At 53.9% G+C, this 13,163-nt stretch carries 11 protein-coding genes; 9 read left to right on the top strand and 2 right to left on the bottom strand.

All coding sequences use genetic code 11. From position 1 onward, the window contains the following. Positions 1-72 precede the first annotated feature (72 nt). Positions 73-516, bottom strand: a complete 444-nt coding sequence (locus IV433_RS15830; protein WP_195814945.1) for an N-acetyltransferase — start codon at positions 514-516, stop codon at positions 73-75. After that, positions 513-1,079, bottom strand: coding sequence for a DNA-3-methyladenine glycosylase I (locus tag IV433_RS15825; RefSeq protein WP_195814944.1), 567 nt, complete (start codon positions 1,077-1,079; stop codon positions 513-515). The genes IV433_RS15830 and IV433_RS15825 overlap by 4 nt, the downstream gene beginning before the upstream one ends. Before the next feature lie 183 nt (positions 1,080-1,262). On the opposite strand from IV433_RS15825, the gene IV433_RS15820 reads away from it, so the two are divergent. The 9 genes from IV433_RS15820 to mtlD all read left to right on the top strand — a co-directional run bounded on the left by IV433_RS15820 (position 1,263) and on the right by mtlD (position 13,161). After that, positions 1,263-3,257 (top strand): autotransporter outer membrane beta-barrel domain-containing protein, encoded by a 1,995-nt coding sequence (locus IV433_RS15820; protein WP_195814943.1) that lies wholly within the window; start codon positions 1,263-1,265, stop codon positions 3,255-3,257. 73 nt (positions 3,258-3,330) lie between these two features. Next, positions 3,331-3,579: a type II toxin-antitoxin system Phd/YefM family antitoxin gene (locus IV433_RS15815; protein ID WP_152323719.1), complete on the top strand. Its 249-nt coding sequence runs from the start codon at positions 3,331-3,333 to the stop codon at positions 3,577-3,579. Beyond that, positions 3,569-3,853 carry a type II toxin-antitoxin system RelE family toxin gene (locus IV433_RS15810; RefSeq protein ID WP_195814942.1) on the top strand — a complete coding sequence of 95 codons (285 nt, stop codon included), beginning with the start codon at positions 3,569-3,571 and terminating at the stop codon, positions 3,851-3,853. The genes IV433_RS15815 and IV433_RS15810 overlap by 11 nt, the downstream gene beginning before the upstream one ends. Before the next feature lie 111 nt (positions 3,854-3,964). Further along, positions 3,965-4,885: a glycine--tRNA ligase subunit alpha gene (gene glyQ / locus IV433_RS15805; RefSeq protein ID WP_195814941.1), complete on the top strand. Its 921-nt coding sequence runs from the start codon at positions 3,965-3,967 to the stop codon at positions 4,883-4,885. Positions 4,886-4,892: 7 nt separating this feature from the next. Further along, the gene (glyS, locus tag IV433_RS15800) at positions 4,893-6,962 is read left to right on the top strand and encodes a glycine--tRNA ligase subunit beta (RefSeq protein WP_195814940.1); all 2,070 of its coding nucleotides are present in this window, start codon (positions 4,893-4,895) and stop codon (positions 6,960-6,962) included. Positions 6,963-7,741: 779 nt separating this feature from the next. Then, complete coding sequence (locus IV433_RS15795; RefSeq protein WP_195814939.1) at positions 7,742-8,464, top strand: DUF3053 domain-containing protein; 723 nt, start codon at positions 7,742-7,744, stop codon at positions 8,462-8,464. A gap of 186 nt (positions 8,465-8,650) precedes the next feature. Then, positions 8,651-9,445, top strand: coding sequence for a DsbA family protein (locus tag IV433_RS15790; protein ID WP_195814938.1), 795 nt, complete (start codon positions 8,651-8,653; stop codon positions 9,443-9,445). 528 nt (positions 9,446-9,973) lie between these two features. Continuing rightward, positions 9,974-11,887: a PTS mannitol transporter subunit IICBA gene (locus tag IV433_RS15785; protein ID WP_195814937.1), complete on the top strand. Its 1,914-nt coding sequence runs from the start codon at positions 9,974-9,976 to the stop codon at positions 11,885-11,887. Between the two features lie 125 nt (positions 11,888-12,012). Next, on the top strand, positions 12,013-13,161 hold the full coding sequence (mtlD, locus tag IV433_RS15780) for a mannitol-1-phosphate 5-dehydrogenase (RefSeq protein WP_195814936.1): 1,149 nt from the start codon (positions 12,013-12,015) through the stop codon (positions 13,159-13,161). Positions 13,162-13,163: the final 2 nt, after the last annotated feature.

The raw sequence follows: 13,163 nt of genomic DNA, 5'->3' as shown, positions 1-13,163 counted from the left end.
CGCAATTTCGGGGCGTTAAGCAGTAGGAGAATTCCGGTTATCTGTTTTTGTATTTTTGCGGATTTTGGGAACTTATTCGGAAAGGGGATGGAACCAGCGGAGGATCCAGGTGGGCATGTCGGTGCCGGGATGGCGGGTTTCGGCGGTGATCTCAAAGTTTTCCTTACGATAGAACGCCATCGCACGGTGGTTTTGCAGATACACCTCGAGCAGCAGAACCGGATATTCCTCTTTGGCCGCCGCCATCAGACGTTGCGCGGTGCCGTCGCCGTAGCGGCTTTCTTCCACAAACAGCGCGCCGATAAACTGCTGATTCAGCACGCTGATAAAGCCGCTGATATGACCTTTTTCGTCACACTCAACCCAGGTCCGGGCTTTAGGCAGGAAATCTTCCCTCACCATTTGCAGGCTTTCAATCCAGTAGGATTCGGCAATAAAAGAGTGTGATATCAGAGAACTGCGCAGCCAGAGCAACAGAATGGCTTCGTGATCGGCGGGCTGCGCAAGGCGGATCATGACGGCTGATTCGCCGGATGGCAGAAGCAATAAGACTGATGATCGTTCACCAGCCCGGCCGCCTGCATAAAGGCATAACAAATCGTTGAACCGATAAACTTAAAGCCTTTCTTTTTCAGCGCCTTGGACATTGCATCGGACACCGTTGTTTTGGCCGGAACGCCTTCCGGGCCGAGCGGGTTATTGATGACCGGTTGATTGCCCACGAAGCTCCAGATGAAATCTGAGAAGTCCTCGCCGCTGGCCTGCATCGTCAGATAAGCCTGTGCGTTGCCAATAATGGCTTTGATTTTTCCCCGATGGCGGATGATACCGGCATCAAGCACCAGGCGTTCGACGTCGTCGTCGGTCATTTTGGCAATTTTCACCGGATCAAACGCGTGGAAGTTCTGGCGGTAATTTTCGCGCTTTCTCAGCACAGTTATCCACGAAAGCCCGGCCTGCTGGCCTTCGAGGCACAACATCTCAAACAACTCGCGGCCATCTTTGACCGGCACGCCCCATTCTTTATCGTGGTAATCGAGGTAAATCGGTTCTTTGGAAACCCAGCTACAGCGCGTCATCTCGTTTTCTCCTTGAAAGCGTGGGCTCCAGTGTGTGGTTTCTCGGATAACTCTGCAACGTCGCAATTTGCGCACCGTGAACTTGACGCTGGTCGGATCTGAACAATATTTAAAGCCATTCATTACGGATTCCTTACATTTAATCAGGGGCATGCGCCGCTGAAACTTCAGGAAAACAGGTTTATGGCAGGCACAAAAAAGTACGCAACACGGCTGACGCAGGGCGCATTCGCCGTGGCGCTTTGCCTCGGAACGCAGGCTTCAGCGCAGGCTTACGATCAGCTTTATGTTTTTGGCGACAGTCTGAGTGATACCGGCAATATCGGCCGCTGGACCTTCGACAGCAACACGCATCAGCTGTATGACGAGATTCTGGCGAACAATATTGGCACGACCTTAAAACCCTCTTCGCAAGGCGGGCTGAACTATGCCGAAGGCGGCGGCGTCGCGGTGCCGGGGCTGGATTCTGATTACACCACGCAGGATCAGGTGAAAAGTTATCTGGCCTCGACCGGCGGCAAAGCCGATCCCGACGGGCTGTATATTCACTGGATTGGCGGTAACGATCTCGCGGCGGCGGCGCTCAATCCGCTGAACGCGCTGGATATCGCCACCAACAGCGCGACGCAGGCCGCGTCCCAGGTGAACGATTTGCTGAAAGCGGGTGCCGGAACGGTGATTGTGCCGACGGTGCCAAATATTGGTCTGACGCCGGTTCTGATGGAAGGGATTATTCAGGTCGGATTGCTGCCGGTTCAGCAGCAGGCGCTGGAAGCGGCCTATCAATATCTGAATGCGCAGAACACGCCGGATGCGGCGGCGCGTACTGAAGCGATTCATAATGCGCTTGCGGCCGCGGCGGCCGAAGGTTCAGGTATTCCGCTGGTTCAGGATGTGATCGCGAAAGGGCTGGCCGCCGCTTATGACGCACTGAAAGACGTCGCAGGCGGGCTGACCGACACTTACAACACGACCGAGGACATTGCGCTGGCGAAAACCGGCGGCAATATTGCGCGTGTAGATATTAACGGTTTGTTTAATGAAGTGATCGCCGATCCGGCGCTGTACGGCTTCGCGAATACGGCGGGCACGGCTTGCCCGGTCGGGACTTCAGCTTCCGAATGTACGTCAAATCTGCCGGGTTTCGACAGCAGCAAAGCTTTCCTGTTTGCTGACCATTTTCACCCGACACCGCAGGCGCACGCGCTGATCGCCGAATACATGCAGTCCGTGCTCAACGGCCCGCTGGAAGCGACGGCGCTGAATAAGGGCTCTCTGGCGCTGGCGCGAAATACGCAGGGGATTCTCGACAGCCGTTATCAGCAATTACGCACGCAGGATAACGACGCCGGAACCTTCGGCATGTTCGGCGGTTACGCCGGGCAAAGTGCGGACAGCAAAATTAACCCGTCGCTGGGTGATGGCTCCCTGACCTCGAATTCGCTCAATGTCGGGATGGATTATCAGATGACCGATCGCTGGATGATGGGGCTGATGATTTCCGGTTCCGACGATAAACAGGATCCGACTGACCACTACAGCTACCGCACACGCGGCTGGATGGCGACGGCGTTTACCGGCGTGAAAATTGCCGAAAACGGCTGGATTAACGGCGATGTCCACTACGGCTCGCTGAATTATGACGACATCAACCGCAGCATCAAACTCGGGCCAACCACCCGCACTGAGCGCGGCGAAACAGACGGTAAGCAGATTGGCGGCCGCGTCACCGCCGGCTGGGACTTCCCGATTTTACCGGTGCTGAAAACCGGCCCGGTGGCGCAGTACAGCTGGGATTACAGCAGCATTGAGGGTTACAGCGAGAAGGGCAATAACAGCACGTCGATGCGCTTTGGCGACCAGACCTCGCACTCACAAATCGGCGCGCTGGGCTGGCGTCTGAATGCAGAGCTGGGCATTGTGAATCCGTATGCACAGGTCACGTATGACCGCCAGTTCGGCGACAAAACCTATACCGCGACCGGCGCCATCAAATCCACCCGCACGCATTTTAGCCGCACCACCGGCGAGCAGGACGACGACTGGGTCGACATGACCGTGGGCGCCAACGTCCAGATCACCCACAGCATTTCCGCCTTCGCCGCCGTCTCCCAGACTACTGGCCTGGATTCCGGCGAACAAACGTCCTACAACGCGGGGATCAGCGCAAGATTTTAAAAGCATCTTAAAGGGTGCTTTTAAAGATGCTTTTAAGGCTATAATAACGGCATTGTGTGACAGGAGAAAAGCTATGCCGTTTGAAATACTCACTTCCTCAGCCGCCAGTATTACCGAGCTAAAACGTGATCCGATGGGGACGTTCTCCGCCGGAGAAGGTGAAGCCGTGGCGATCCTTAACCGCAATGAACCGGCCTTTTATTGTGTTCCACCAGAGGTCTACGCCTATTTCCTGAGTCTTGCAGAAGACGTGGAACTGAACCGCATAATGGATGCGCGGCAGGGCGAAGAAAGGATAAGGCTGACACTGGATGACTTATAAAATCGATTTTCTGAAGTCAGCCCTGAAAGAATGGAAGGCGCTGGCACCTCCCATTAAAGACCAGTTTAAAAAGAAACTCGCTGAGCGGCTCGAAAATCCTCACGTCGTTTCTGCCCGTTTATGCGGCCCAAAAACTAACCGGTATAAAATTAAATTGAAGAGCCTCGGCTACCGTCTGGTCTATCAGGTTGAGGATCAGGAAATCGTGGTAATTGTTGTCGCGATTGGTAAACGTGAGGGCAATGAAGCCTATAAACTGGCAGAGAAGCGCTGAATACTGGCGTTTTTAAGGTAATTCACAGGGATCTGTTGTGTGATTATCTTCCGTTCAGCGGGTATACTGTCCGACTCTTTATAAACCCACTTTCTCGCGTGCGAATCCAACATGCAAAAGTTTGATACCAAGACATTTCAGGGCCTGATCCTGACACTGCAAGATTATTGGGCGCAGCAGGGCTGCACCATTGTTCAACCGCTGGATATGGAAGTCGGCGCGGGCACCTCGCACCCGATGACCAGCCTGCGCGCACTCGGCCCTGAGCCTTTTGCGGCAGCCTATGTTCAGCCTTCCCGCCGCCCGACCGATGGTCGCTACGGTGAGAACCCGAACCGCCTGCAACACTATTATCAGTTCCAGGTGATGATCAAACCGTCACCGGAAAACATTCAGGAACTGTACCTCGGTTCCCTGAAAGAGCTGGGTCTTGACCCGCTTATCCACGATATTCGCTTCGTAGAAGACAACTGGGAAAACCCGACGCTCGGCGCCTGGGGTCTCGGCTGGGAAGTGTGGCTGAACGGTATGGAAGTGACGCAGTTCACTTACTTCCAGCAGGTCGGCGGCCTGGAATGTAAACCTGTGACCGGTGAAATTACCTACGGTCTTGAGCGTCTGGCGATGTATATCCAGGGCGTGGACAGTGTTTACGATCTGGTCTGGAGCAACGGTCCGCTGGGCAAAACGACCTACGGCGACGTGTTCCATCAGAACGAAGTGGAGCAATCCACCTATAACTTCGAATACGCCGATGTCGATTTCCTGTTCACCTGTTTTGAACAGCACGAGAAAGAAGCGCAAACCCTGCTGGCTCTCGAAAAGCCGCTGGCACTGCCTGCTTACGAGCGCATCCTGAAAGCAGCACATTGCTTCAACCTGCTCGACGCGCGTAAAGCGATTTCTGTGACTGAACGTCAGCGCTACATTCTGCGCATCCGGACCCTGACTAAAGCGGTAGCTGAGGCGTATTATGCTTCCCGCGAAGCTTTGGGCTTCCCGATGTGCAAACCAAAATTAGAAAACGAGTGAGTCAGCCATGACTGAAAAAACTTTTCTGGTGGAAATCGGCACGGAAGAACTGCCACCGAAGGCTCTGCGCAGCCTTGCTGAATCCTTTGCCGCTAATCTGACTGCGGAACTTGATGCGGCGAATCTGCCACACGGTGACGTTAAATGGTTTGCTGCACCGCGCCGTCTGGCGCTGAAAGTCTCCGGTCTGCATGAATCACAGGCCGATCGCGAAGTTGAAAAACGCGGCCCGGCTGTGGCGCAGGCGTTTGATGCAGAAGGCAAACCAAGCAAAGCCGCTGAAGGCTGGGCTCGTGGTTGCGGCATCACCGTCGATCAGGCTGACCGTCTGGTCACCGACAAAGGTGAATGGCTGGTTTACCGCGCGCACGTCAAAGGCGAAAGCGCGCAACAACTGCTGCCGGCGATGATCGCGACATCTTTGTCCAAATTGCCGATTCCAAAACTGATGCGCTGGGGCGATTCCGACGTGCAGTTTGTGCGTCCGGTTCACACCGTGACGTTGCTGTTAGGCGACGAACTGATCCCGGCGAAAATCCTCGGTATCGATTCTGCGCGTACCATTCGCGGCCACCGTTTCATGGGCGAGCCGGAATTCACTATCGACAACGCCGATCAGTACCCGCAAATTCTGCTGGAACGCGGCAAAGTCATTGCGGATTACGAGCAGCGTAAAGCCATCATCAAACAGGATGCTGAGAAAGCGGCGAAAGAGATTGGCGGTATTGCCGATCTGAGCGAAAGCCTGCTGGAAGAAGTGGCTTCTCTGGTGGAATGGCCGGTGGTTCTGACCGCTAAATTCGAAGAGAAATTCCTGGCAGTTCCGGCTGAAGCGCTGGTTTACACCATGAAAGGTGACCAGAAGTATTTCCCGGTGTACGACGCCGCGGGCAAACTTCTGCCGAACTTCATCTTCGTGGCCAACATCGAATCGAAAGATCCGCAACAAATCATCTCCGGTAACGAGAAAGTGGTTCGCCCGCGTCTGGCCGATGCGGAATTCTTCTTCAACACTGACCGCAAAAAACGTCTCGAAGATAACCTGCCGCGTCTGGAAACCGTGTTGTTCCAGAAACAGCTGGGTACGCTGCGTGACAAAACCGACCGCATTCAGGCGCTGTCTGGCTGGATTGCCGAGAAAATCGGTGCCAACGTTGAAAACGCAAAACGCGCGGGTCTGCTGTCCAAATGTGATCTGATGACCAACATGGTCTTCGAATTCACCGACACGCAGGGCGTGATGGGCATGCACTATGCGCGTCACGACGGCGAGCTGGAAGAAGTCGCGGTTGCGCTGAACGAACAGTACCAGCCACGCTTTGCGGGCGACGAATTACCGGCATCGCTGGTGGCTTGTGCGCTGGCTATCGCTGACAAAATGGACACGCTGGCCGGTATCTTCGGCATCGGTCAACATCCGAAAGGCGATAAAGACCCGTTCGCACTGCGCCGTGCAGCACTGGGCGTGCTGCGTATCATCGTTGAGAAAAACCTGTCTCTGGATCTGCAAACCCTGACCGAAGAAGCGGTGCGCCTGTACGGCGACAAGCTGACTAACGCCAAGGTTGTCGATGAGGTGGTTGATTTCATGCTCGGTCGTTTCCGCGCGTGGTATCAGGAAGAGGGTCACGCGGTCGATACCATTCAGGCCGTGCTGGCGCGTCGTCCGACCAAACCGGCTGATTTCGACGGCCGTGTGAAAGCAGTGAGCTACTTCCGTACGCTGGATGAAGCGGCAACGCTGGCTGCGGCTAACAAACGCGTTTCCAACATCCTGGCGAAATCCACCGACGTTCTGCTGGATCACGTTCACGCCTCCGTGCTGAAAGAACCTGCCGAGCTGAAACTGGCTACGCATCTGGTGGTTCTGCGTGACAAACTGGAGCCGCTGTTTGCTGCCGGTCAGTACAAAGAAGCGCTGGTCGAACTGGCAGCCCTGCGTGAAACCGTGGATACGTTCTTTGACACCGTGATGGTGATGGATGAGAACGAAGCGATTCGAATCAACCGGTTGACGCTTCTCTCCAAGCTGAGGGAGTTGTTCTTACAAGTGGCAGATATTTCTCTGCTTCAGTAAGGTCAAGGTCGTGGGCGTCGGCCCACACCGACTTGGGGGCGGCATATCGCCGCCGCCCCCAAGACCCCCGGCTCTTTCACTGCGCGCTACCGCTCGCTGGCTATGTTTCAGCCACTCCTCTTATTGCCGCAAACTCCGCCGCTACGCGGTTCTCTCGCCTCGGATTCGAACCTGCTCGAAAAAAGACTCTCGCTGTTTCTCACCACTCACTCGACGTCGTTTTGAAAGCGGCCACTGGCTTTCTAAAGCACAACCTTACTGGCTGTTTTCTAAAGCACAACATTACAGACTTTTTTCTAAAATAATTATTGGCTGGTTTGTCTCTGAATTTAAAAAGTCTCCAGCCGCTTTCAGAAGGCTTGCCGAGCGAAGTGTTTCGAGACCCATGGCTCGAAACCGAGTAAGGGAACCGCGCAGCGGCAAGTTTTCGCGGCAATAGCGGTGGCTTCTGAAACATAGCCAGCGAGCGGTAGCGCGCAGTAAAAAAGCGTGGAGGAGTCCAGAGGAGGAAAAGCACTTTCCTCCTCTGGGCGGTTTCGGCGCAGCGAGTTAAGTGATCGCAATTATTGAGAAACCGAAATGTTGTCGATCCAATTTTAAAAAGCGTCTGTGCAGCGCAAAGCACGCAAGTCGCGCGGTTATGCGCAAAAAAAGGGATTTTAAGGCGCAGCCTTAAGTATCACATCCCCCCCAGATGTTCTATCCTATATCCCGCATGGACGCACAGCATCGGCACGGAATTCGCCGGCAAAGAACATTGAAATCAGGAGTCAGGACTCATGGCTGTAGGGATCAGAAGCGGTGCATTTTCTCGCTGGCTGGCGCCGTTTATCGCACTGCTGGTAGTGTTTCAGCTCACTGCATGCGGCGATAAAGAACCGGAACAACGCAAAGCCTTTATCGATTATTTGCAAAATACCGTGATGCGCAGCGGGCAAAACCTTCCATCGCTGAGTGAAGATCAGAAGCAACGTTTTGGTAATTACGCGAATGACTACGGCATCATTCTGTCATTCTCCCGTCAGATGAAAGGTGCCGTTGAAGGCAGCTTTGTGCCGGTGGTTAACGCGATTGGTCAGGTGCGCACGCCGCAGGATTACATGACCCAGCGTAGCGCGCTGCAACAGGCTGCCAGCACGCTGAGTATGATGAATGCGCAGCTGCGCGATTCGAAAACCAAAGCGGATACCGCGATGGCGGGCCTCAAACAGCCTGATGACCTGAAAGCCGTTTACGGTCAGGTCTATAGCACCGTGGTGACTCAGCCTGCAAACGTGCTGACCCCGCTGGTGCCAGCGCTGCAAAGCTTCACGCAGGACATCGTCTCCGTGGGTGATTTCCTGCAACAGCAGGGCCCTCAGGTGGCATTCGCTAACGGCGGCGTGCAGTTCCCGACGCAGCAACAGGCGACGCAGTACAACACAATGATGTCGAATCTGGTCGGCAAACAGCAGACATTGCTCCAGGCGCAGAAAGTCGCGCAGGGCGATTTCAGCAACTAAGCAGTGCTGGAATATTCGTAAAAGCCACGTCCTTTTTGTACGTGGCTTTTTTGTTGGAAAAATCCGGTCATTAATGGCGTCATATTTATAAAAAATGACAATTTTTAACCTGCAAACTGCACTGAATTCCTCTACTTTTGAAGGCAACTGTCCGATTTCCCCCGTATTTCACTTTAAGGATTTTTGATGAAACGTCAGACGATGACTCTGTTGGCTTCTCTGGTGCTGGCACCTGCGCTGGCCAACGCCGCCGACAGCGCAACGGCAGATTTCACCCCGGCGCAGCAGGAAGCCATTGGTAAAATTGCAGCAGATTACATGCTTCAGCACCCCGAGCTTCTGGTGCAGGTCAGCCAGAAACTTCAGGCGCAGCAGGCCGATCAGCAGCAACAGGAAACCCTGAGCGCCGTTCTGGCAAATTCAAAAGCTCTGATTGAAGACCCTGCCACGCCGAGTTATGGCCCGAAAGATGCCAAAGTGGCCTTTGTAGAATTCTTCGATTACCAGTGCCTGTATTGCAGCCACATGGCTCCGGTGGTTGAGCAAACGGTAAAAGCCAATCCGAACGTCCGTTTCGTTTTCAAAGAATGGCCAATCTTCGGCGACCGCTGGAAAGCGTCCATTACTGCAGCTGAAACCGGTATGGCTATCTGGAAAGAGAAGGGCGCGCAGGCGTACTTCGACTACCACAACAGCATTTATCGCACCGGCCATGACGAAGGCAAACTGACCGATGCCGATATCGCCGGTGCGGTTAAAGCGGCCAAAGCCACCCAGCCAACTGACGCGCAGCGTAAAGCCACGCATGAAGCCATCGCATCCAATGACGAACTGGCCCGTACGCTGGGCTTCAGCGGTACGCCAGGCTTTGTGGTGATGCCAACCAGCGGCGCAACGGCGGCGAACACCACCGTGCTTCCGGGCGCGGTTTCAGCCGAAGAGTTGCAGGCTGCCATTGTTAAGGCACAAGGCGGGAAGTAATTTTTTCTCTGCGAAAAACTTATTAAATAGCGGCGGGCTGTCAGACAGCTCGCTTTTTTTATTCAGCCCCCATTCTGTAATTTTATTTCAAACTCTCCCCCGTAAACTCAATTCCGCATTCACCTGACACGTTTGAACGGTTTTTAAGCGAAATAAGCAAGGTCATCGAAAAATACTTTGTGATGAATATCACGTTTTTATGATAAAGACTCGTTAATAAAAAGTGACTTTCATCACGTTTTTATGCGTATCAAGCTCAAATTATCGTCGGTGTAGCCGGATTACAGGGGTGTTTTGTGATCGTGATCACCAAAATGCAGGGGGTAGTGGTCGTATACGTGTGATCTCTGTCACGGGCTGTGGGGTGGCTACGCGAGGCCTATAATCACGTGGTAGAGTCCGCCTCGCAGACAGCAATTCGACGGACGGATTTTTAAAGCAGTGGCAGAAAAACCGAAATAACCGTCACCGATAATTAACTGATATCACGCGCTCTATTGTCAGCGCGTATCAATAGGGGTGCGTTTTATGTTTTCACCAGACGTTAAGATCAAGGTTCAAAACTTTGGTCGCTTCCTGAGTAACATGGTAATGCCCAACATCGGCGCGTTTATCGCCTGGGGTATCATTACTGCTCTGTTCATTCCTACCGGCTGGATCCCTAATGAAACATTAGCGAAGCTGGTTGGCCCGATGATCACTTATCTCCTGCCATTGCTCATCGGTTTCACCGGTGGTCGTCTGGTCGGTGGCGATCGCGGTGGTGTGGTCGGCGCAATCACCGTTATGGGTGTTATCGTCGGTGCGGATATGCCAATGTTCCTCGGCGCAATGATTGCAGGTCCGCTGGGCGGCTGGGCAATCAAGCGTTTCGACCGCTGGGTTGACGGTAAAATCAAAAGCGGCTTCGAGATGTTGGTTAACAACTTCTCCGCCGGGATTATCGGTATGCTGCTGGCGATCCTCGCCTTCCTGGCTATCGGTCCGCTGGTAGAAGCGCTGTCTAAAGTGCTGGCTGCAGGCGTGCACATCATGGTTATTCATAACCTGTTGCCGCTGGCCTCTATCTTTGTTGAACCGGCGAAAATCCTGTTCCTTAACAACGCCATCAACCACGGTATCTTCTCTCCGCTGGGTATCCAGCAGGCGACTGAAACCGGTAAATCAATCTTCTTCCTGATCGAAGCGAACCCGGGTCCGGGTATGGGCGTCCTGATGGCGTACATGTTCTTCGGTCGTGGCAGCGCTAAGCAATCTGCTGGCGGCGCGGCAATCATCCACTTCCTGGGTGGTATCCACGAAATTTATTTCCCATACGTTCTGATGAACCCACGTCTGTTGCTGGCGGTAATTCTGGGCGGTATGACTGGCGTGTTCACCCTGACCATGCTGAACGGCGGTCTGGTTTCTCCGGCTTCTCCGGGTTCAATCCTGGCCGTGCTGGCGATGACGCCAAAAGGTGCTTACTTCGCTAACATCGCCGCTATCGTGGCTGCGTTTGCGGTGTCCTTCGTGATTTCTTCCTTCTTGCTGAAAACCACGAAAGCGAAAGAAGGGGATGATCTGGAAGACGCAACCCGTCGCGTTCAGGACATGAAAGCCGAATCTAAAGGCGGTAAACCAGGCGCGACTGGCGTTGCTGGCGACCTGTCTACCGTACGCAAAATCATCGTTGCCTGTGATGCCGGTATGGGTTCGAGCGCAATGGGTGCCGGTGTTCTGCGCAAAAAAGTGCAGGATGCAGGACTGACCAACATCAGCGTGACCAACAGTGCAATCAACAACCTGCCGGACGACGTTGACCTGGTCATTACTCACCGTGACCTGACTGAACGTGCGATGCGCCAGGTGCCACATGCACAGCACATCTCGCTGACTAACTTCCTCGACAGCGGCCTGTATACCGACCTGACTGCACGTCTGGTTGAAGTGAACAAAAGTAGCCAGTACAAAGAGAAAGTGACCACCACATTGGGCGACAGCATCGTGTCCGACAGTGAAAACGAAAACCTGTTCCGTATCAGCGAAAGCAACATCTTCCTGGGCCTGCACGCGGCAACGAAAGAAGACGCCATTCGTTTTGCGGGTGAACAACTGGTTAAAGGCGGTTACGTTCAGGCAGAATATGTCGATGCGATGCTGGCGCGTGAAAAACTGACGTCCACGTATCTGGGCGAGTCAATCGCGGTGCCACACGGTACAATCGAAGCGAAAGATCGCGTACTGAAAACCGGTATCGTGTTCTGTCAGTATCCTGCGGGCATCCGCTGGGGTGAAGACGAAGATGATTCAGCGCGTCTGGTCGTGGGTATCGCCGCACGCAATAACGAACACATCAACGTGATCACCAAGCTGACGACTGCGCTTGACGAAGACGGCGTTATCGAACGTCTGGCGAACACCACCAGCGTTGAAGAAGTTCTGACGATTCTTCGCGGTTAATCAGTAGAGCGTTACTAAGCGGGTCTTGATATCGAGACCCGCTTGTTGATTCGGAGCCGGGCGGCTCCCAGCTTTACCTAAAGCTTTTTACCAGAAAGTATGGCCCCCGATTTGAAGGAAATATTATGAAAGCATTACATTTTGGCGCAGGTAACATTGGTCGCGGTTTTATCGGTAAATTACTTGCTGATGCCGGGGCTGAACTGACATTTGCCGATGTCAGCCCTGCTTTACTGGATGCACTGAACAGCCGCAAAGGCTATAACGTGCACGTTGTCGGTGAACAGGCCACCGTTGAGCCTGTCAGCAATGTGAATGCCGTCAACAGCGCCGGTCAGGATGCCATCAACCTGATTGCTGAAGTCGATTTAGTGACCACCGCCGTGGGCCCAACCGTGCTCGAAAAAATCGCGCCGAACGTGGCGAAAGGTCTGGTGCTGCGTCACCAGCAGGGCAACGAAAAGCCACTGAATATTATCGCCTGTGAAAACATGGTGCGCGGCACCAGCCAGTTCAAACAGCACGTATTCAACGCGCTGCCGGAAGATGAAAAAGCCTGGGTTGAAGCGCATATCGGCTTTGTCGATTCTGCCGTAGACCGCATCGTGCCACCAGCCGCCGCCGGTTCGACCGATCCGCTGGAAGTCACCGTTGAAACCTTCAGCGAGTGGATTGTGGATAAAACGCAGTTTAAAGGCCCTCTGCCGGAAATCGCCGGAATGGAGCTGACCGATAACCTGATGGCGTTCGTGGAACGTAAACTCTTTACCCTGAACACCGGCCACGCGATCACTGCGTATCTCGGTCAGCAGGCGGGCCATGCGACAATCCGTGATGCCATTCTCGACGAAAAAGTGCGTCTGGTGGTTCGCGGTGCGATGGAAGAGAGCGGTGAAGTGCTGATCCGTCGTTACGGTTTTGACCCGGAAAAACACGCGGCGTACATCGAAAAAATTCTGTCCCGTTTCGAAAACCCGTATCTGCATGATGATGTTGAACGCGTTGGCCGTCAGCCACTGCGTAAACTCAGCGCGGGCGATCGTCTGATCAAACCTCTGCTGGGCACTCAGGAATATCGCCTTCCTCATGAAAATCTGGTGAGAGGGATTGCGGCTGCGATGCACTACCGCAGCGAGCAGGATCCACAAGCCAAAGAGCTGGTTGAATTGCTGGAGAAAGTCGGGCCAAAAGCTGCCCTCGCCCAGATTTCAGGCCTGCCGGAAGAGGGTGAAGTGGTTGCCCAGGCTGTAAAAATCTACGAATCCATGCACTAATA

It is taken from the genome of Rahnella laticis (assembly GCF_015644585.1).
Classification (GTDB): domain Bacteria; phylum Pseudomonadota; class Gammaproteobacteria; order Enterobacterales; family Enterobacteriaceae; genus Rahnella; species Rahnella laticis.
This window is presented reverse-complemented; position numbering and strand designations above follow the sequence as displayed.

Coding starts and splice junctions, on each gene's coding strand:
- IV433_RS15785 (WP_195814937.1), top strand. CDS start 9,974: ATGTTTTCACCAGACGTTAAGATCAAGGTTCAAAACTTTGGTCGCTTC.
- glyS (WP_195814940.1), top strand. CDS start 4,893: ATGACTGAAAAAACTTTTCTGGTGGAAATCGGCACGGAAGAACTGCCA.
- IV433_RS15820 (WP_195814943.1), top strand. CDS start 1,263: ATGGCAGGCACAAAAAAGTACGCAACACGGCTGACGCAGGGCGCATTC.
- IV433_RS15815 (WP_152323719.1), top strand. CDS start 3,331: ATGCCGTTTGAAATACTCACTTCCTCAGCCGCCAGTATTACCGAGCTA.
- IV433_RS15790 (WP_195814938.1), top strand. CDS start 8,651: ATGAAACGTCAGACGATGACTCTGTTGGCTTCTCTGGTGCTGGCACCT.
- mtlD (WP_195814936.1), top strand. CDS start 12,013: ATGAAAGCATTACATTTTGGCGCAGGTAACATTGGTCGCGGTTTTATC.
- glyQ (WP_195814941.1), top strand. CDS start 3,965: ATGCAAAAGTTTGATACCAAGACATTTCAGGGCCTGATCCTGACACTG.
- IV433_RS15810 (WP_195814942.1), top strand. CDS start 3,569: ATGACTTATAAAATCGATTTTCTGAAGTCAGCCCTGAAAGAATGGAAG.
- IV433_RS15795 (WP_195814939.1), top strand. CDS start 7,742: ATGGCTGTAGGGATCAGAAGCGGTGCATTTTCTCGCTGGCTGGCGCCG.
- IV433_RS15830 (WP_195814945.1), bottom strand. CDS start 516: ATGATCCGCCTTGCGCAGCCCGCCGATCACGAAGCCATTCTGTTGCTC.
- IV433_RS15825 (WP_195814944.1), bottom strand. CDS start 1,079: ATGACGCGCTGTAGCTGGGTTTCCAAAGAACCGATTTACCTCGATTAC.